This window comes from Corynebacterium sp. HMSC066C02 (assembly GCF_001814945.1).
GTDB classification, from domain to species: domain Bacteria; phylum Actinomycetota; class Actinomycetes; order Mycobacteriales; family Mycobacteriaceae; genus Corynebacterium; species Corynebacterium aurimucosum.
In genome coordinates, this window is sequence record NZ_KV818474.1 from 77,905 (window position 1) to 96,972 (window position 19,068).

21 protein-coding genes are annotated in these 19,068 nt (G+C 62.0%); 17 read left to right on the forward strand and 4 right to left on the reverse strand.

The annotated features are described in order from the left end of the window. Positions 1-53 precede the first annotated feature (53 nt). Complete coding sequence (locus HMPREF2996_RS10735; RefSeq protein ID WP_070443950.1) at positions 54-1,319, forward strand: sensor histidine kinase; 1,266 nt, start codon at positions 54-56, stop codon at positions 1,317-1,319. Beyond that, positions 1,316-2,014, forward strand: coding sequence for a response regulator transcription factor (locus HMPREF2996_RS10740; RefSeq protein ID WP_070443947.1), 699 nt, complete (start codon positions 1,316-1,318; stop codon positions 2,012-2,014). Before HMPREF2996_RS10735 ends, HMPREF2996_RS10740 begins: the two co-directional genes overlap by 4 nt. Here the strand turns inward: HMPREF2996_RS10740 and HMPREF2996_RS10745 are convergent. Beyond that, on the reverse strand, positions 2,011-2,892 hold the full coding sequence (locus HMPREF2996_RS10745) for a DUF3109 family protein (protein WP_070645773.1): 882 nt from the start codon (positions 2,890-2,892) through the stop codon (positions 2,011-2,013). The two genes, HMPREF2996_RS10740 and HMPREF2996_RS10745, sit on opposite strands and share 4 nt — an antisense overlap. A 33-nt stretch (positions 2,893-2,925) precedes the next feature. Here HMPREF2996_RS10745 and HMPREF2996_RS10750 point away from each other — a divergent pair, with 33 nt between their 5' ends. The 5 genes from HMPREF2996_RS10750 to HMPREF2996_RS12530 all read left to right on the forward strand — a co-directional run bounded on the left by HMPREF2996_RS10750 (position 2,926) and on the right by HMPREF2996_RS12530 (position 6,379). Beyond that, the gene (locus HMPREF2996_RS10750; protein ID WP_012714802.1) at positions 2,926-3,855 is read left to right on the forward strand and encodes a Ppx/GppA family phosphatase; all 930 of its coding nucleotides are present in this window, start codon (positions 2,926-2,928) and stop codon (positions 3,853-3,855) included. A gap of 9 nt (positions 3,856-3,864) precedes the next feature. Then, positions 3,865-4,677, forward strand: coding sequence for a hypothetical protein (locus HMPREF2996_RS10755; RefSeq protein WP_070443938.1), 813 nt, complete (start codon positions 3,865-3,867; stop codon positions 4,675-4,677). Between the two features lie 175 nt (positions 4,678-4,852). Next, positions 4,853-5,644 (forward strand): pyrroline-5-carboxylate reductase, encoded by a 792-nt coding sequence (proC, locus tag HMPREF2996_RS10760; protein WP_070443935.1) that lies wholly within the window; start codon positions 4,853-4,855, stop codon positions 5,642-5,644. Positions 5,645-5,844: 200 nt separating this feature from the next. Beyond that, positions 5,845-6,033 carry a helix-turn-helix domain-containing protein gene (locus HMPREF2996_RS10765; protein WP_010189818.1) on the forward strand — a complete coding sequence of 63 codons (189 nt, stop codon included), beginning with the start codon at positions 5,845-5,847 and terminating at the stop codon, positions 6,031-6,033. 244 nt (positions 6,034-6,277) lie between these two features. After that, positions 6,278-6,379 carry a 30S ribosomal protein bS22 gene (locus HMPREF2996_RS12530; protein ID WP_003855542.1) on the forward strand — a complete coding sequence of 34 codons (102 nt, stop codon included), beginning with the start codon at positions 6,278-6,280 and terminating at the stop codon, positions 6,377-6,379. 119 nt (positions 6,380-6,498) lie between these two features. Here the strand turns inward: HMPREF2996_RS12530 and HMPREF2996_RS10770 are convergent, their stop codons facing one another. After that, entirely contained in the window at positions 6,499-7,683 is a 1,185-nt protein-coding gene (locus HMPREF2996_RS10770) for an HNH endonuclease signature motif containing protein (RefSeq protein ID WP_070711061.1), read from the reverse strand. A gap of 232 nt (positions 7,684-7,915) precedes the next feature. Here HMPREF2996_RS10770 and HMPREF2996_RS10775 point away from each other — a divergent pair, with 232 nt between their 5' ends. Beyond that, positions 7,916-8,494, forward strand: coding sequence for an LURP-one-related/scramblase family protein (locus tag HMPREF2996_RS10775; RefSeq protein WP_070711020.1), 579 nt, complete (start codon positions 7,916-7,918; stop codon positions 8,492-8,494). Here HMPREF2996_RS10775 and HMPREF2996_RS10780 read toward each other — a convergent pair. Beyond that, positions 8,491-9,507 (reverse strand): HAD-IB family hydrolase, encoded by a 1,017-nt coding sequence (locus HMPREF2996_RS10780; protein ID WP_070711021.1) that lies wholly within the window; start codon positions 9,505-9,507, stop codon positions 8,491-8,493. The genes HMPREF2996_RS10775 and HMPREF2996_RS10780 overlap by 4 nt on opposite strands. Before the next feature lie 106 nt (positions 9,508-9,613). Between HMPREF2996_RS10780 and HMPREF2996_RS10785 the strand changes: the two genes are divergently transcribed. From HMPREF2996_RS10785 to HMPREF2996_RS10825, 9 genes are all read left to right on the forward strand, one after another. Then, positions 9,614-9,853 (forward strand): glutaredoxin family protein, encoded by a 240-nt coding sequence (locus HMPREF2996_RS10785; RefSeq protein ID WP_070447908.1) that lies wholly within the window; start codon positions 9,614-9,616, stop codon positions 9,851-9,853. Between the two features lie 105 nt (positions 9,854-9,958). Beyond that, on the forward strand, positions 9,959-11,335 hold the full coding sequence (locus HMPREF2996_RS10790) for a glutamyl-tRNA reductase (protein WP_070711022.1): 1,377 nt from the start codon (positions 9,959-9,961) through the stop codon (positions 11,333-11,335). After that, positions 11,336-12,226: a hydroxymethylbilane synthase gene (hemC, locus tag HMPREF2996_RS10795; RefSeq protein WP_070447912.1), complete on the forward strand. Its 891-nt coding sequence runs from the start codon at positions 11,336-11,338 to the stop codon at positions 12,224-12,226. 179 nt (positions 12,227-12,405) lie between these two features. Continuing rightward, positions 12,406-14,088, forward strand: a complete 1,683-nt coding sequence (locus tag HMPREF2996_RS10800; protein ID WP_070447915.1) for a bifunctional uroporphyrinogen-III C-methyltransferase/uroporphyrinogen-III synthase — start codon at positions 12,406-12,408, stop codon at positions 14,086-14,088. Positions 14,089-14,173: 85 nt separating this feature from the next. Beyond that, complete coding sequence (hemB, locus tag HMPREF2996_RS10805; RefSeq protein ID WP_070645783.1) at positions 14,174-15,151, forward strand: porphobilinogen synthase; 978 nt, start codon at positions 14,174-14,176, stop codon at positions 15,149-15,151. A 10-nt stretch (positions 15,152-15,161) separates the two neighbouring features. Beyond that, positions 15,162-15,860: a choline transporter-like family protein gene (locus tag HMPREF2996_RS10810; RefSeq protein WP_070731343.1), complete on the forward strand. Its 699-nt coding sequence runs from the start codon at positions 15,162-15,164 to the stop codon at positions 15,858-15,860. Continuing rightward, on the forward strand, positions 15,857-16,354 hold the full coding sequence (locus tag HMPREF2996_RS10815; protein ID WP_070711023.1) for a tellurium resistance protein TerC: 498 nt from the start codon (positions 15,857-15,859) through the stop codon (positions 16,352-16,354). Before HMPREF2996_RS10810 ends, HMPREF2996_RS10815 begins: the two co-directional genes overlap by 4 nt. 38 nt (positions 16,355-16,392) lie before the next feature. Continuing rightward, complete coding sequence (gene hemE / locus HMPREF2996_RS10820; protein WP_070731345.1) at positions 16,393-17,433, forward strand: uroporphyrinogen decarboxylase; 1,041 nt, start codon at positions 16,393-16,395, stop codon at positions 17,431-17,433. Continuing rightward, on the forward strand, positions 17,434-18,816 hold the full coding sequence (locus tag HMPREF2996_RS10825) for a protoporphyrinogen oxidase (RefSeq protein ID WP_070711024.1): 1,383 nt from the start codon (positions 17,434-17,436) through the stop codon (positions 18,814-18,816). Here HMPREF2996_RS10825 and HMPREF2996_RS10830 read toward each other — a convergent pair. Next, positions 18,813-19,067: a Txe/YoeB family addiction module toxin gene (locus HMPREF2996_RS10830; RefSeq protein ID WP_070645789.1), complete on the reverse strand. Its 255-nt coding sequence runs from the start codon at positions 19,065-19,067 to the stop codon at positions 18,813-18,815. The two genes, HMPREF2996_RS10825 and HMPREF2996_RS10830, sit on opposite strands and share 4 nt — an antisense overlap. Between the last annotated feature and the right edge of the window lies 1 nt (position 19,068).

Consider the following 19,068-nt stretch of genomic DNA (forward strand, 5'->3'; position numbering starts at 1 on the left):
CGCACAATCCCCAGGGAGCATATACTCCTTGGGGATTCTTTGTAGGGGCGTGAATGATTGTGGAACTGGTTTTAGCTTTTCTTGCCGGCGTGGTGGCCTGTGGTCTGGCCATTCCGGTGCTGGCTCGGTTCCGTGAACGCATGGAGCGCCGCCGCGTCCGCGATGCGGACGCCAACCAGGTCACCAGTGTGAGCCAGGTCCTGCATCTCGCCGTGGCGGGCTCGCCGGCCGGTATGACGGTGCTCTCGCGCGACAAAGAGGTCATCTTTTCCAACCCTGCGTCCCATCAAATGTCGATGGTGCACGACCGTGCCGTGAACCCCGATATTTGGAAGGTCGCGGAGGAGGTCTTCGACGATAAGGAGACTCGAACGCTGGACCTTGCCATTCCCAAGCGGCGCACGGGTAACCGCGTGATTCAGGTACGCGCGGTGGTTCAGCCGCTGACGCTGAACGACGATCGCTTCGTCATCGTCTACGGCACCGACGAGTCCGAATCGGTGCGCATGGAATCTGCCCGCCGTGACTTCGTGGCTAACGTGTCGCACGAACTGAAGACCCCAGTCGGCGGCATCGCCCTGTTAGCCGAGGCCCTCCTCGAAGACACGGGGGATCCCGAGCATGTCGAGTACTTCGGCAGCAGGGTGCAAAAGGAAGCCGCTCGCATGGCCGAGATGGTCAGCGAGCTCATTTCCCTGTCCAAGCTGCAAGGTGCGGAGGCGCTGCCAGAAATGGAGCCGCTTGACCTCGATGACGTCATCGATGAGGCCATCACCCGCAACCAGCTCGCCGCCGATTCCCACCACAACCAGCTCACCCGCGGCGAATCCGCAGGTGTTCACGTCATGGGAGATAAATCCCTCCTGGTTACGGCGATCTCAAACTTGATCTCCAACGCCATCCACTATTCGCCGGATGAGCTTCCGGTATCGGTGACGCAGAAGGTCGTCGGCGGGAAGGTCGTGCACATCCGAGTCACGGACCGCGGCATCGGCATTGCTCCGGAAGACCAGAAGCGGGTATTTGAGCGCTTCTTCCGCGTGGATAAGGCACGCTCCAGGCAGACCGGCGGGACTGGCCTTGGCTTGGCCATTGTGAAGCACGTCGTGGCTAATCACGGCGGCAATATCAAGCTGTGGTCACGCCCCGGAACTGGCTCGACGTTTACTATCGAGCTCCCTATATACGCCGAAGAGAAGCCAGCGGATAATCTTATTAACCGGGATAATATAGAAGACGGAGCCGTCAGCTCTGCCGCCCCTGGTTTGCAGCGCGCTGTGGCGCGTGTAGCAGCTCGTCGAAAGGATAAAGCGCAATGACCACCATCCTCATCGTTGAAGATGAAGAGTCGCTGGCCGATCCCCTCGCCTTCCTCCTCCGAAAGGAGGGATTCGACGTTCTCCTTGCCCCCGACGGGCCCAGCGCGCTCGAACAGTTTGCGGCACATAACGTAGACATCGTCCTGCTGGACCTCATGCTGCCGGGAATGTCTGGAACGGACGTCTGCAAGCAATTGCGCACGACGTCTTCTGTGCCGGTGATTATGGTGACCGCGCGCGACTCGGAGATTGACAAGGTTGTGGGCCTGGAGCTCGGCGCGGATGACTATGTGACTAAGCCTTATTCCTCCCGCGAGCTCATCGCCCGCATCCGCGCTGTGCTGCGCCGTGGCCAAGATGTCTCCTCCGAGCACGCTGAGGAGGAGCCCGACGAGCAAATCCTGGAAGGCGGCCGCGTGCGCATGGATGTGGAGCGCCACACCGTTCTCGTGGCCGGCGAGCCGGTATCCATGCCGCTCAAGGAGTTTGACCTCCTCGAATACCTACTGCGCAACGCCGGACGTGTACTGACTCGCGGCCAACTCATTGACCGCATCTGGGGAGCGGATTATGTGGGCGATACCAAGACCCTCGATGTTCACGTCAAGCGCCTCCGCTCCAAGATTGAGGCCGAACCTTCCCGCCCACAGCAGCTCGTGACGGTGCGCGGCCTGGGCTATAAGTTCGAGGCTTAAACGCGGGGGTCAGCCGGGTGCCGCGGGAACTCGACTCCGGACCGTGCCCGGGCCTCGCAGTGTGTGGCCAGGATGTCGTAGCACTCCTCTCCGAGTAGCGCGATCAGCTCGGTTTTCTGCGACTTCCACAGCGGTTCTTCCGCGATGTGGCAGGAGGGATCTGCCGAGCAATACCAATCAAAGTCCTCTCCGCCGTTACCCCACCCGCGGCGGTCATATTCGCCGATAGTGGTGCGCAGGATTTCCTCCCCGTCGGGGCGCTCCTCATAGTCCTCGTGCCGGCGAATCGGCAGCTGCCAGCACACCTCGGGCTTGACCACGGTGAGTTCCTCACCCGCCTCGAGCGCCCATTGGTGGATAGCGCAGCCCGCGCCCGTGGGCCAGCCGGCGCGGTTGGCAAAGATGCAGGCGCCGTCGACAAGCGGCGTCTTCAGGGCCGGTTCCGGCTCGCCATCATCGCCGTCGAGCTCATCCCACTCCAGCCAGGGCTCCAACTCCTCAGGTTCTCCGTGCTCCAGGAACTCATCTACCCCCGCAGGGCGGTGCTGCCAGAAGCGGGCGGGCATGCGCGCGACGGCGTCGCGAAGCTGCTCCCGATCCGTCTCATCAGCCATGTAGGCGCCGTGCACGCAGCAGCCGACATCGGGCTGCTGCTTATCGATGCCGTGGCACCTCTCCGTCCCAAACTGGCAGGCATAGTGCGATTCGAGCCAGGTCAGGTCGATGGAAAAGATGTGGAGTGGATCGTTTGGATCCGTAAATTCAAACCACTCTCTGGGGAAGTCGGGGGCCTTTTCGCGGCCGGCCAAGATGGACGCCGCCGCCGGGGAGGAGGCGGGAAAACCCAGGTAAACTTCATTCGATTTCGGGCGATTCACACCTACCCACGGTAGACCTACTACTCTAGAGGCGTGCGATTAGGTGTATTAGACGTCGGAAGTAATACCGTCCACCTCGTTGCGGTCGACGCCGCAACCGGTGGGCGGCCTTCGCCGATGAGCGATTGGAAGACCCCGCTGCGTCTGGTGGAACAGCTAGACAAGGACGGCAACATCCACGAGAAGGGCATGAAGAAGCTCATCTCCGCCGTGGGTGAGGCCGCTGAGCTGGGCCAGAAGCTGGGTTGTGATGAATTCATCGCTTTTGCTACCTCCGCCGTGCGCTCGGCCACGAACTCGGCCAAGGTTCTCGATGAAGTTGAGAAGCAAACCGGCGTCCGCCTAGAAATCTTGTCGGGCGAGGAGGAAGCGCGTTTGACCTTCCTCGCCGCCCGCCGGTGGTATGGCTGGTCCGCTGGCCGCATCACCAACCTCGATATCGGTGGCGGTTCGCTGGAGCTGTCCACCGGTACCGATGAGCATCCGGAAATGGCTTTCTCCCTCGACTTGGGAGCTGGCCGCCTGACTCATAATTGGTTTGATACCGATCCTCCGCAGAAGTCCAAGGTAAATTTGCTGCGGGATTACATTGACGCGGAACTGGTCGGCGTGGCCGATAAGATGCGCGCCCTGGGCCCTGCGGGATTGGCCGTGGGAACCTCGAAAACATTCCGCACGCTGGCCCGTTTGACCGGTGCTGCGCCCTCGTCTGCGGGTCCCTACGTCAAACGCACCCTTACGGCGCCGGGTTTGCGTCAGCTGATTTCCTTCATCTCCCGTATGACTGCAGCTGACAGGGCGGACCTTGAGGGTGTAAGTTCTACCCGATCGCATCAGATCGTCGCCGGTGCTTTAGTGGCGGAGGCGAGCATGCGTGCCCTGGGAATCGAAAAGCTGGAGATCTGCCCCTGGGCTCTCCGAGAAGGTGTTATTTTGCGCCGTACCGATAAGGGACTGGAATAGGAAAGAAACGTGGCTGACAAGAAACAGTTGACAGTTGCGGAGCTGCTGGCCCGTAACGCGAAGGACCGACCCGGCGAGGAGAAGACCCCGCGCCGCCGTCGCCGGAGCCTCGATGAAGGCGGCATCTCAGTTGCGGAGCTGACCGGCAATCTCGAAAAGGTGAAGGCAACCCCGGCTGAGGCAAAGCACTCGAACGTCTCCATCGATGAGACGGCCCCGGTGATTCCTGCTCCGAAGAAGGAGACCAAGAAGGAGTCCAAGGAAGAGACTCCGAAGAAGGAAGCCCCCAAGCAGGAAGCAGCCCAGAAGGTGGACAAGCCCCAGGCCGCTGCCGTTCCTGTGGAGAAGCCCGCGGAGTCCGAGTCCAAGCCTTCCCAGCCTTCTGATGATGACACCCGCGTCATCCAAAAGGTCAAGGACGAGCCAGAGAAGCCTGAGGTAAAGACCGCCGCACCGGTCGATGAGAAGCCGCAGGACGCCGCCGAGGACACCTTCACCACGGGTGAGCTCGAGGCAGTCGATGAGGACGTTGACGAGTATGACGAGGACTACGACGAGGAAGACGAAGGCAAGCTCAACCCCTTCGCCGTCGTCCTGCTCGCCCTCGTGGGCATCGTGCTCGGCGCCATCGTGTTCAAGGGCTTCGAGATCCTCTGGGATCGCTTCGACCGCCTCGTTGTCCTGGTGCTTGGTGTGGTTGTCACCGGTGTCATCGTTGGCATCGTCCACGCACTGCGTACCAGCCGCGATGGTCTTTCCATGTTCCTCGCAGCCGTGGCCGGCTTGGTGCTGACCTTCGGCCCGCTCCTCGTGGTGATGTAAGAACCAGCTCCATAGGACACCTTCTCATAAGGCATCTGTCACAAGGCATCTGTTAAAAGGTATCTTTGCCCTGAAAACGCCTTCTGGCAGATGCCTTTTGCATGCGCGGGGTCAGCCTGCGTGCACAGCCTTGACCTGGTGGCCGCATCCTAGCCTTTCTGGCACCCTGGATAGCATGACAAAAATTGCAGTACTTGGTGGAGGACAAATCGGCGAAGCCCTAGTTTCCGGGCTGGTGAATGCGGGCTATGACGCCGCGGACATCGTGGTGACCAACCGTCGTTCCGAGCGCAGCGAGGAGCTAAAGAGCGCCTATGGCGTGTCGGTCACGAGCGATAATGCTGCGGCTATCGACGGCGCGGAATACATCTTCGCGTGCGTGAAGCCCTATGCCATCGAGGAGCTCCTTGAAGGCCTCGACATCCCCAAGACGGCCGTGGTTGTGTCCATGGCTGCCGGCCTGACCCTCGAGACGTTGGAGAAGGCCGCCGGCGAGGGCGTGCCAGTCGTCCGCGTCATGCCGAACACCCCCATGTTGGTGGGCAAGGGCATGTGCACCTGCGCGGGTGGTTCCCACGTCACCGAAGAGCAACAGGCTGGCGTGGTCAAGCTTCTGGAAGCCGTCGGCGAGGTTGCTGTCATTGAGGAGAAGCACATCGACGCCGCCACCGCACTGGCAGGCTCTGCTCCCGCGTATTACTTCCTTGTCACCGAAGCGCTGATCGACGCCGGTGTGCAGCTCGGCCTCACCCGTGACGTCGCCGAAAAGCTAGCCACCCGCACCGCCCAAGGCGCGGGCACCATGCTGGCTGAATCCGGCAAGGATCCGGTGGCTTTGCGCGCAGGGGTAACCTCCCCGGGGGGAACCACTGCTGCCGCCCTTCGTGAACTCGAGGAGTCTGGCCTGCGGGGCGCGTTCTTCCGTGCCGCCGAAGCATGCACCCAGCGTGCGCAGGAACTTGCTTAAAATTTCCCGCCGTTCTGGTAGCCCTGTGGCATATGTTGTCACACGGGCTTGATGGGGAACAGCGGTGCGAAAGAGGAAAAAATTAGCTCTTGGGTCGCATTAGTCACACGTTTCACGCTAAGCTGGCAGGAGCGCGTGCGTGATAGTCCTGTGGGAGGGGAAGCCTACAGCGCGTCACGTGCTGAAGGGTTAAATAAACTATGACGAATGAAGATAAGGGAACTTTCCTGACCATCGCCGAAGTTGCGGAGATCATGCGTGTCTCCAAGATGACGGTGTACAGGTTGGTTCATGCAGGTGACATGCCGGCCGTGCGCGTGGGACGCTCCTTCCGCGTCCACGAATCTGCCGTCAAGGAATACCTTGAGGCCTCCGTATACGGAGCCTAGCGTTCACCTCTTTCTGGCAGCGCCCACCACTGCGGACCACTCGCGGTCCGCGGCGGTGGGCGCTGCCCTTAGTTTTGGTGCTGGGCAGGCCGCTAGGTAAGATAGTGAACATTCGTTTCGGCACTGGTATGCCTGTGTCTCCCTGTTTCGCAGGGGCCGCCACGAGTGCACCGTGTGTGGTTTCATTCCAGGCGTTGCCGGCCGGTTTACGTACGTACTGATACCGAAAGTGAGGAAACCTACTATGGGTTCTGTCATCAAGAAGCGCCGCAAGCGCATGTCCAAGAAGAAGCACCGCAAGATGCTGCGTCGCACCCGCGTTCAGCGTCGCAAGCTGGGCAAGTAAAGCTTCGCCTGTAACTCCCCGCATGGTCCTTTCAGGATCGTGGCGGGGAGTTTCTGTTATCTTTTCTCCTTCCCGCCGTTTCGGATGACTGCGCCGTCGTTTCAGACGACGGGAGCCGCTTAGAACGGAATGTCCTCCTGCGGGGAGGTCGGGGTACGGAGTTCCTCGGCAGCGGCCTGTGCTTCCTTAGCTTCTTGCTGGGCGCGCTCGCGGGTGGCCGAAATCTTTTGAGCCACCGTTTGTGCCCAACGCTTCGTTTTCTGTGCCAGCGGGCCAGTCGGCTCCGTCATAGCCCAGGTCCCGTCTTCGTAGAGCCACACGATGTCCCCGGTGTGCGGGTCCATGATGTAGTGCGCGCGCCCATCAGTCTTCATATTGTGGTGGTGCTGGCACAAACTGGCCAGGTTGCGTGGGTGCGTGGCGCCGCCGTCGGCGTAGTTGACGCGGTGGTCCATCTGGCACAGGTAGGCCGGCCGGTTGCACCCCGGAGCGCGGCAGGTGCCATCCCGGCCTTCCACGTATGTGCGGATGAGCTCCGAGGCGATGTAGCTGCGCGATTCCGGTGGCTGCGAGGAGAGGTCGCGCGTGCGCGTGACAGGCATGTCCTGTGACGTCCACCCATGGCCTTGGACGAAGGTGGGGGCGTTGTCGATATCGCTGGCTTGGTAGGTGTGCAGAATGACAGTCGCCGGCGGCGAGATACTACCGGCGATGAGCTTTTTCAGGGCATCAGCCTGTGAGAGTCCGTTCTCCTTTGCCGCTTGTTTGATGTAGCTATCCAGAATCATGCCCGTGGCGCTATCGGTATTGAGCTCAAGGATGCCGCGCTGGCCAGTATCGGTGAAGGTATACGTATCTTTCTGCGGGGAATTGCGAAAGCTAAAAGTCTTGTCAATACTCTTGCAAATATCGCGCAGTTTGCGCCCAATCTGCGCCGGGGTGGGAAAGACCTGATTCGGGGAGGTGGGGGTGAAGAAGGTGATCAGGGCATCGTCGATAAGCGCGAGCGTTTCTGGCGGCAACGCGCCCAGCTTTGTCAGGGTGCGGTCAATAGTGATGAGGGCCTTCATATCCAGCAGGAACTGGCTGTCCTGTAACGCCTTGACCTGCGGGAGCTCCGTGAGTCGGTGCACGGCCAGGCAGCATTCGCTCACGGTATAGTCGCCGACGCCAAGCTTGGCGACGAGCCTCTGGCACGCGACATCAAAATCCTCATCGAGGTCTGGCATGGCAGCTACCCACGAGCGGTAGTCTGCGCGGCGGGCGGCGCTGCGCTCCACAGCGAGGGCGCAGTCAGGATTCATATGGGAAAAGTAGGCGGTTTGGGTAGCGGTATTCACGGTGTCCCCCGGGGTTAGAATCTCGGTTATATGTTCTAAAAGAACTATAAAACATGCCCCGGACATCTATCCTGACCAGCAAATATACTCAAATCTGAGTGTATATTATGGAGCGTATATTTGACGTCATAATCTGGATGAAGAGTCTTATTTTCTGACCCCACAAGGGACCATCACGTACGTAGAATGGCGAACTATGTTGCCTAGACTCCTCACACTTGACAGCCTGGTTATCTCACAGACCAAGTCCTTCATGCAGGATGAATTCCTGATCGCCGATGAACAAGGCGTGCCCGTCGGGACGATTCTGCAGTCGACGAGCCTGAAGGACATGTTCTTCAACTCCTCCCGCAGCCTCGAGGTTGCTTTTACCGATGAGCAAGGTAATCCGCAGCAGCCGCTCATGGTGATTAAGGATCCGCCGAACTTCGTGCGGGATACCTATGAGGTGTACCTGCCGGGCGTCGAGAAGCCCATGGCGGTCGTAACTAAAAAATTCTCCCTCCTGAAGACGCGCCTGAGCTTGGAAATGGAGGGCTTCCCGGAGATCGAGATTGAAGGCGATGTCTGGGATTGGAATATCACGATTACTAGCCAAGGCCAGCCTCTAGCGGAAGTTCGCAATGAGTGGGCGGGCGTGGGCCGGTTCCTCGCTGGGAAGAATACGTACCGCCTCAGCATTGCGCCGGGGCTCGACCCACAACAGCATGCCGGGCTGATTGGTGCGGTCATGTGCATGGACATGCTGCGCACCAAGGCACAGGGCAGCAGTTAGCGGCGCACGAAGCGCCAGCTGCCATAGGAGAAGAGCGCGGTGGCTAGCGCGGGGAGGCCATAAGCGCGCACGGCCTTGCGCACGGAGCGGTAGTCGCGGATGAGCCAGCCTTTTTCCTCTGCAATATCGCGCAGCTTGGAATCCGGATTAATGGCCACGGGGGTTCCCACCATGGAAAGCATCGGGACATCGTTGGCGCTGTCGGAGTAGGCGGTACAGCGCTCAAGATCGAGGTTCTCCAGTGTGGCGAGCGCCGCCACGGCGTGCTTCTTACCCGGCCCGTGGAGGATATCGCCCACGAGGCGGCCGGTGAAGCGGCCATCTTTGACCTCCGCCACGGTGCCGAGCGCGCCCGTGAAACCGAAACGCTGCGCCAGAATCTGCGCCAGCTGCACGGGGGTGGCCGTGACCAGCCATACCTGCTGGCCAGCGTCGAGGTGCATTTGCGCCAGCTGCTTCGTGCCCGGGTAGGCCTTGCGGGCCATGGATTGGTCCACGATGCTCTCGCACAAAGCCACCATTTCCTCCACTGAGCGGCCCTTGACAAACTCGAGCGCTTGCACGCGCCCTGCGGCCACGTCGGCGGCGTTCTCCGAACCGGAAATCCGGAATTTTAGCTGCTTCCAGGCGATGGGCAGGATCTCTGAGAGCTTGAAGTAGCGACGCCGCGCGAGGCCCAAGGCAAAAGACACGAGCGAGGACCCTTGGACCAAGGTGTTATCCACGTCGAAGAAGGCGGCAGCGCCGGTGTCCTGGGGGATGTCTGGGTCGGGCTCAGTGATGGAGCGCGCGCCGGCGGATTCGAAGGAGCCCCGAACGGAGTCCACACCAGAAGAAAAAGCATCCAGGTCGATGCCGAAGAGGTGCTCTACCGCCGCGGCTGCCGACGCCTCACCGGCCGCCCTCTGGTGCTCTTCACCCAGCGGGGCGAAGGCCTGCTGCTCCAGGAAATTACGCAAGTTTCCCCTGCTTGCGGTCCAATTGGCAAGGAACTCACGGGGAGAATCGGGCATACCAGGAGGGGGCGGGAGAGGCACGCGTTCAGCTTTCATAAGGCGGGAAGACTAACGTGTCCATAGTAAACCGCGAACCGTTCTACGTCCTATCGAGGAGTTCTTAATGTCTCACGTCGTCGAGCTGATGGTGCGTACCACGTGCGGCTCCTGCGCGCGCGTTCTGGAGCAGATTACCCCGGTGGTCCGGCAGGCTGGGGCAGAGCTTAAAGTGCGCAACGTCGATGAGGATGCGGAGCTGGCCATGGAATATGGTGATCGCGTCCCCGTTGTGGTGATTGATGGCGAGGAGTTCTCCTGCTGGGAAGTGGACAATGAGGAGCTAGCGCAGGCGTTGGTGGAGTAGCTTTCCTCGGGGACTCCCGCGAGTTTCGGAAACGAGCTGAAAACTAGTAGTCTTTTGGATGATCTATGTCATCCAAAGGGATGATGCAAAACTGGAGGGTAGTGCATGAGTGTGCTCGTCGTGGGCATGTCGCATCAGTCGGCGCCGGTGGCGCTGCTGGAAAAGCTGAGCATGGACGAGACCGTGCAGAATGACACCTGCCGGGCCATGGTATCGGCAGGCTCGTTGACCGAGGCGATGATTATCTCCACCTGTAACCGCCTCGAGGTTTATACCGTCACGAGCTCTTTCCACACGGGCGTCCAGGATGTCGTGCGCAACCTCGCTGAAGTCTCCGGGGTGGAAGAGGAGAAGCTGCGCTCCTATCTTTATGTGCGCTATGCCGACGCCGCCGCCGAGCACCTCATGATGGTGGCCTCCGGCTTGGACTCGATGGTGGTGGGTGAGCAGCAAATCATCGGCCAGGTGCGCACCGCCTACCAGTTTGCTTCGGAGCAAGGAACCGTCGGCCCGCGCATCCACGCGCTGGCACAGTCCGCGCTGCGTACCGGCAAGCGGGTGCATTCCGAAACTGAGATCGATGAGGCGGGCTCCTCCATGGTCTCCTTTGCTTTTGATCAGGCGCTGAGCCGCATGGGCAGGGAAGATCTCGCGGGCAAGCGCGTTCTCATCTTGGGTGCAGGTGCAATGGCCTCGCTGGCGGCAACGCACGCGGGGCGCCTGGGTGCGCACCTGATTATTGCGAACCGCACCATTGCCCGCGCTGAGCGCGTGGCGCAGCACGCCCATGAGGCGGGCGTGTACGCAGACGTTATTGAATACTCGGAACGCGCCCAAGCCCTGCGCGATGTGGACGTGGCGATCTCTGCCACCGGAGCCCAGGACTTCACTATTACGGCGGCCGACGTCGAGCGCTATCACGTGGCCGACCGCGAACTCATGCTCGTGGACCTGTCTCTGCCACGCGATATTGATGACGCCGTGGCAGAAGCTGAGGGAGTCGACCTGGTCAATATCGAACGTCTCAATAACTCGCTGCAGGCGGCCGATACTGATCTGGCAGCGGGTAGCAGCCCACACGCGCAGGCGCGGCGCATCGTCAGTGAAGAACTGGAAGCCTATGCTTCCGAGCAGCGCGTCCGCGACGTCGTCCCAGCCGTATCGGCACTGCGCAAGCAGGCGGCAAACCTGGTCCAGTGCGAGGTGGCGCGGATGGAGCAGAAGCACCCCGAGTTGGACGAGCGCCAGATGGGAGATATCAATCGCGCGCTCAAGCGCGTTGCGGATAAGCTGCTCCACGAGCCCACGGTTCGTGCGAAGCAGCTCGCAGCTAACTCTGGCACCGTAAGCCATGAGACCGCGTTGCAGGAACTCTTTGGACTCCACCTGGAGGGCAGCGGCGTAGCAGTAGACATGGCAGATCTGCCGGATGCCGCGCAGATGGAAGCCGCGGAACGTACTAAGGAAGAAAAGGACGCATAGATGTTGAAGATCGGTACCCGAGGATCCCTCCTGGCCACTACTCAGTCGGGCCACGTGCAGGAGTGGTTGCAGCAGGAAGGCTATGAGGCCGAGTTGCACATCGTTACCACGCAGGGTGACGTCAACATGGCTCCTGTGGAGCGCATCGGCGTGGGTGTGTTTACGCAGGCCCTGCGTGAGGCCGTCGACCGCGGCGAGTGTGAGATCGCAGTGCACTCCTTCAAGGACCTGCCCACGGCTGCCGACGAGCGTTTCGACCTCGTGGTGCCGCAGCGCCAAGACGTCCGTGAGGCGCTCATCGCCCGTGATGGTCTGACCCTCAAGGAACTGCCGGAGGGCGCACGTGTGGGTACCTCCGCGCCGCGGCGCATCAGTCAGCTGCGCGCTATGCGCCCGGACCTGGATATTCGTCCGCTGCGCGGCAATATCGATACCCGCATGGGCAAGGTCACCAGCGGCGAGCTCGACGCCGTCCTCCTGGCCTACGCTGGCCTCGTGCGCGCGGGCTATGCTGATCGCGCCACCGAGGTTTTCGATCCGGAGGTCTTCATGCCCGCACCCGCGCAGGGCGCGTTGGCCATCGAGGCTGTCAAGGGAACTGAGGCAGCGAAGGCCATTGCTCTGCTTGCCGACGCCCCCGCCACCGCCGCCACCCGCGCCGAGCGCACCGTGCTCTCCCAGCTGGAGGCCGGTTGCACCGCGCCGGTCGCTGCCACTTCCCACTGGGAAGGCGAGCAGCTGGTCGTTCGCGGCGGTGTCTTCGCCCTCGACGGCTCCCGTCAGCTCATCGCTCAGGCCCAGGGCTCGGCAAGCGAGGCAGAAGAATTGGGACGTGCAATCTCCAAGGAGCTCTTCGCTCAGGGCGCTGCGGACGTGCTGGCAGCGGAATAACCGCACGTAATTTTTGCTTTGGGGCCTTTTCCTTTAGTGTGTATCTAGCACACGATCATTGAGAGCAATGATTTAGGCCCCCTTAACTCGCGAGTGAGGGGCTTTCTTGTCTCCACTCCCGCGCCTGCCACAGCGGTGGCACCGGGGCACTCGGAATCCACAAACTAGAAAAGAACCTTATGAGCAATGCCGTTCCGGATACCCAGCCTGAGCTGGGTAAGTCTGATCTGGGCAAAGTCGTCTTCGTCGGTGCCGGACCAGGTAATCCCGACCTGCTGACCGTTCGCGCCCGCGAGGTTCTGGAGACGACCGCCAACGTCGTTACCGACCCGGGGGTCTCGCAGGGCGTGCGTGACATGGTGGCGCAGCAGGTGCCGGTTCCGCAGGAGCTTCTCGACGCCGCCGAGGAAGAGTACGAGCGCATCTGCGCCGCCGCCAAGGAAGCGGGCGCGCGCCGTAAGCCGCCGCGCCCGGCACCGCCGACGGCGGCGGTCTTTGAGGAGGTCGAGGGGGACGTCGTCAAGCAACTGCGTAACGCGCTCGAGCGCGCCGAGGGACACGACGTGATCCGTCTGGTTACCGGTAACCCGCTCAACCGTGAGTCCATCAAGGCGGAGATCACCGCCGTGGCCAATGCGGGCATGGAATTCCAGGTAGTCCCGGGTATGTCTCTGCCTTCGACGGTTCCCTCCTTCGCAGGCATTGCTCTCGGTGCGACCTATACCGAGGCCGACATCACGGAAGGCGCGGACTGGGATGCGCTGGCCACCGCGACGCAGCCGCTGGTTTTGCAAGCTACGGCAGATGACCTGCCGGTTATTTCCGCCGAGCTGGTGGAGCGCGGGATGCCCGCGGAGACGGAAGCATACGTCACCGTCCACGGCACCACGCGCCTGCAGCGCACGCACGAGACCACGCTGGGAACACTCGGCAAGCTTGACGCTGAGCTGCCGGGCGAGCTCGTGGTCACGCTGGGGCGCAGCTTTGATGATCGCTCGAAGTATTCCTGGTGGGAGAACCGTTCGCTCTATGGTTGGCGCGTGCTGGTGCCGCGCACGAAGGAGCAGGCCGCAGCGATGAGCGCCCGACTGGCTGGCCACGGCGCCATCCCGCAGTCGGTGCCCACCATCTCCGTGGAGCCGCCGCGCAACCCGGCGCAGATGGATCGCGCCATCAAGGGCATTGTCGAAGGTCGCTATAAGTGGGTCGTGTTCACCTCCGTCAATGCGGTGAGCGCGGTGTGGAAGAAGATCGCGGAACTCGGCCTCGATGCCCGCGACTTCGCCGGCGTGCACCTCGCTGCGGTGGGGCAGAAGACCGCCGATGCTATTCGCGCCAAAGGCATGGTCCCGGAGCTTTTGCCGCCGGCGACGAAGCAGAACGCCGAGGGCCTCGTGGAGGTCTTCCCCAACTACGTTGAGGATATCGACGCCGTGGGGCGTGTACTGCTGCCGCGCGCCGATATCGCCGGCGAGGCGCTGGTGACTGGCCTGCTGGACTTGGGCTGGGAAGTCGATGATGTCGTGGCCTACCGCACGGTGCGTGCAGCCCCGCCGGCGGCGGAGATCCGTGACATGATCAAGACCGGCGGCTTCGACGCCGTTGCCTTTACCTCGCCGTCGACGGTGCGCAACCTCGTCGGCATTGCCGGCAAGCCGCATGCCCGCACCATCATCGCCTGCATTGGCCCCTCCACCAAGGCGGCGGCTGAGGAGGTGGGCCTGCGCGTGGACGTGGTCCCGGAGGTCGCGGATGTGCCGATGCTTGTCGACGCCCTCGCTGACCACGTCGCAGCCCTGCGTGCTGCCGGCAACCTGCCAGCTCCGCGCAAGAAGCGCCGCTCGCGCAAGAAGACGGCGTAGACCGCTTCTGGGCGGGCATGTAAGGGGCGACTAGAGTCGGGAAGGTAGTTCAATTTTCTCGTAGCTCAAAGGAGAGTTTTTACTCATGAGCATTGCTCGCCGCCCCCGCCGCCTACGTCAGAACCCGGCTTTTCGGGATTTGGTTGCGGAAACGTCGCTGCGCCCCTCCGACCTTATCCTCCCGATGTTCGTGGTCGACGGTCTGAATGAACCCCGTGACATCCCCTCCATGCCGGGCGTGCAGCAGCACAGCCTGGATTCCCTCAAGCGTGCCGCGCACGAGGCTCTCGATGCGGGCGTGACCTGCGTTGACCTCTTCGGCGTGCCGCGTGAGGAAGACAAGGACGCGACCGGCTCCGTGGCCTGGGACCCACAGGGCATCCTCAACGTGGCGATTGCGGAGCTGCGCCAGGAATTCGGCGATGACCTCATTGTCATGGCGGATACCTGCCTCGATGAGTTCACCTCCCACGGCCACTGCGGCGTGGTCGATGACCAAGGCCGCGTGCTCAACGATGAAACCGTGGAGCTTTACCAGGATATGGCCCGCTCCCAGGCCCGCGCTGGTGCACACATGGTCAGCCCGTCCGGCATGATGGATGGACAGATTGCCGCCATCCGTGAGGCCCTCGATGAAGCCGGCCACGAGGATGTTGCGATCATGGCCTACTCGGCCAAGTACGCCTCGGCCTTCTTCGGCCCCTTCCGCGATGCCGTGGGTTCCTCCCTGGAGGGCGACCGCCGTACTTACCAGCAGGACCCGCGCAATTTCCGTGAGTCCATGCTGGAGGTAGACCTGGACATCGAGGAAGGCGCGGACATCGTCATGGTTAAGCCTGGCCTGCCGTACATCGATGTGCTGGCCGGTGCTGTCGAGCGCTCCTCCGTGCCGGTAGCTGTCTACCAGGTCTCCGGCGAGTACGCGATGATTCAGGCCGCTTCCCAGAACGGGTGGATCGATGGCGAGGCCGTTATGCTGGAGTCCTTGACCGCGTTCAAGCGTGCGGGCGCGGATCAGATCCTGACCTACTTCGCCACGGACGCCGCCCGCTTGCTCAAATAAAAGGAGAATCGTGACGTTCAGCCCGAACACAGCCTCGCCGGCTAAGCAACCGGCGGGGCAGGACAAGGAGCCGGATAAGGAGCAGACCAAGCGCACCGAAGCCGTCTCGCTCATGCTCAAGGTGTGGACCGTTGCCCTGGTATTCGAGGTGGTGCACCTAGTCCTGAGTATCGTGCTGACCCTGTTGAATAGGGAGGAGCTCTTCGCCCAGGCCCGCACCACCGCGGAGTCCGCAGCGGAGAAGTCCGGGCAGGACGTCAGCGATGCCCTCGTACAGCTCGTGGGCTATGGCTCGGTGGCCTTCAGCTCGCTGATTTCACTCGCCATCGTGGTGCTGTTGGGCATCATGCTGGGCTTTATACACAAGAACTCCAAGGCAGCCGGTACTGGCCGGCGCCTGTGGTTTGCCTTCTCCCTCTACTTTGGCCTCCGCGTGCTCATCGTCTTCATCAGCAGCCCCGCCGGGGCGAGCGCGCCGGATTGGCTCTTCCTGCTTGATGGTGCCGTGCAGATCCTCGTCGGCGTGGCGGCCGTGATGGGCTTGATGTTCTCCACCAAGGAAGAGGTACTTGAATACACCGGCGAAATGGAGCAGCTGCGCCAGATGCGCAAGGAGATGGAGGAGCAGCGCCGCCAGGAAAACCTGGAGGAGCGCGAGAAGAAAAGCAAGGACAGGGAGAAAGAGGACAGCAAGGACGGCAAGCGATGAGCGAGCGCCCCGGCCCCGCGGACTATAACCGTCGCCCACGCCGCCCTAAGAAGCAGGGCGAGCAGGACTTTTCCACTTGGCCTTCCCAGCTGCGCATTGCCTACTGGGTCTGTGTCATCGCCGCAATCGTCATGCTCACCGCCGGGATGGTGGGCCTCTTCGGCTCCTATACATCGGTGACGAACACCCAGCTCAGCCCAGAGCAGGTGGACTATATCCGCTTCAACACACGTTTCACGGCCATCTCCAACGTGGTGGGTGCCGTCGTCATTGCGGCGTGCTCCGCGCAGCTGGCGAGTGGCTCGATATGGGCGCGTCGCATCATTACCGCGGTGTCTGCTTACATCATGTTCGTCAGCATTGCGGCGCTGATCGCGGGCGTGGGCGGGCTGCTCTTGTTGCTTATCCCGATGGCGCTCATGGTGGCCATCTACTTCCTCTTTCACCCGGATTCGACGGCTTTCATTAAGGCCCGCCGAGCCCAAAACTCCTGATTGGCGCCTACTCCAACTTTTGATTCATAATGGACGGTATGTCTCGACTGTCTGATGCGCCGCTGATTGCTGCCGCTACTGGCCACACGCCTTCCCGCCCGCCCGTCTGGTTCATGCGCCAGGCGGGGCGCTCTTTGCCGGAGTACCGCAAGGTACGCGAGGGAATCAACATGCTGGATTCCTGTTTCATGCCGGAGCTCCTGGCGGAGATCACCCTGCAGCCGGTGCGTCGCCACGATGTTGATGGCGCCATCCTGTTCAGCGATATCGTTGTCCCGCTCAAGGCAGCGGGCGTCGGCGTGGAGATCGTCCCCGGCCGCGGCCCCGTCATGGATGCACCCGTGCGCACCAAGGAGGACGTGGCCAACCTGCCTATCCTCGACGTTGATGTGCCAGAGGTACGCCAGGGCATTGAGATCATCCTGAGCGAGCTCACCGACAAGCAGGCCCTCATCGGCTTCGTCGGCGCGCCCTTCACCTTGGCCAGCTACCTCATTGAGGGCGGCCCCTCGAAGAATCACGAGCGCACTAAGGCTCTGATGCATTCCGATCCGGATACCTGGCACCGCCTCATGCAACGCCTCACCCCGACGATCATCTCCTTCCTTCAGCTCCAGCTGGATGCCGGCATTGACGCCATGCAGCTCTTCGATTCCTGGGCGGGCTACCTCAACGAGCGCGATTACCGCGAGTTCGTGCTGCCTTATTCGGAACAGATCCTCAAGGTTGCAGAAGGCCGCGTGCCGCGCATCCACTTTGGTGTGGGGACCGGCGAGCTGCTCGGCGCGATGTCGGAGGCTGGTTCTGAGGTCATGGGCGTGGACTACCGCGTGAGCATGGATGCCGCCGCGGCCCGCGTCAACGCGGACATTCTCCAGGGCAACCTCGACCCGGCTCTGCTGTTCGCCGGCGAGGATGCGGTGCGCAAGGAAGTACACGCCATCAAGGCAGAAGTAGATGCCGCCCGCGCGGCAGGGAACCTGCGTGGACACATCTGGAACCTTGGCCACGGCGTGCTGCCGACCACGGAGGCGGAGGCCATTACCCGCGCCGTCGCCATCATTCACGAGGAGGGCTAAATGAAGATCGCGATCATCGGTGCGGGCCTAGCGGGCCTCACCGCGGCATGGGAACTCAAGCAGAACACGAAGGGCCCCCACGACATCTTTGTCTTCGAAGCAGCCGACCGCATCGGCGGCAAGCTGCACACCGTGGCCTTCAACGGCGGCCCCACGGACATGGGCGCGGAGGCCTTTATCCGCCGCCGCCAAGACGCCGTGGACTTCTTCACGGAGCTGGGCCTGCAGGATTCCTTCGTGGAGCCCAATCCGGAGCTGCGCCCGCGCGTGTATACCGGTGGCGCGCTGCACTTCCTGCCGCAGGGCGGGGTCATGGGTATTCCTTCTGAGCCGCAGGACTTCTTCTCCGAGGCGACCAACGAGCGCATCACCAACGAGCAGCCCTTCGAGTGGGAAATTGGCGGGGATGTCTCCGTGGGTCAGCTCGTGCGCCAGCAATATGGCGATGACGTGGTAGACCACGTGGTTTCCGCGCTGCTCGGTGGCGTTTACTCCTGCTCGGCCGATGACCTGGGCCTGCGCGCCACGGTTCCGCACCTGGCGGCCACGCTGGACTCACTGGCCAAGGAAGGACCCGTCACGCTGTCGGCAGCTATCAAGCAGATCGAGTCTGGCCGCAGCCCGGCCGAAGGTTCCGTCTTCGGCACCTTCAAGGGCGGCTACGCAGAGCTTTACGAGGCCCTGGCTGAGAAGTCCGGCGCGCAGATTCACCTGGACGCCTTTGTTTCTGGTGTGACGCGCAAGGGCGATGCCTTTGAGGTCAAGGGCGCGCCGGGGGATATCGGTCCATTCGACCGCGTGCTCTTTGCCACCCCGGCTCCCACGACGGCGCGCCTGCTCAAGGCCGTGGCCCCCGAGGCCGCCCAGAAGCTGTCCACCGTCCAGCTGGCCTCCTCTGTGGTCGTCGGTTTCAACTTTGCCTCCGCCACGGATCCGGAGGGCAATGCGCTTCCCGACGCCACCGGCATCCTCGTCGCCTCCGACGAGCCCGACGTGCGCGCCAAGGCCTTCACGCTCTCTTCTAACAAGTGGCCGCACCTGAACGAGCGCGAGGGCTTCCTCGTGCGCGCCTCCTTCGGCCGCTTCGGGGATGATGCCCTCGTGCGCGCGGAGGAGGATGATCTCGTGGACTATGCCCTCGATGACCTGCAGAAGATCACCGGTTTCGACGGCCGTGCTAGTGGCGTGGAAGAGATCTACACGCAGCGCTGGTTCGGCGGCATCCCCCGCTATGACGAAAAGCACCTGGCCACCGTTGCCGCCGTGCGTGCCGCGCTTGCCGACGTCCCCGGTATCGCCACCGCCGGCGCCTGGGCCGATGGAGTCGGCGTGCCCGCTGTCATCGCCGGCGCCCGCGCTGCCGCGCAAGTACTCGTTAGCTAGTAGTGGTATCTGCACCCAGCAATCTCAATTGTCGCGCCCTTAATGCGATAGATCAGTCGGTGCTCTTCGGTAATTCGCCGAGACCAGAACCCGGACAACTCGAATTTGAGAGGTTCGGGTTTTCCTATTCCTTCGTTGCCGTTTCGCGCAATGTCCTTAATGAGGTTATTGATTCTCTTGAGGAACTTCTTGTCGTGAGACTGCCACCAGAGGTAGTCCTCCCATGCTTCCTCTGTCCACGAAAGAATCATG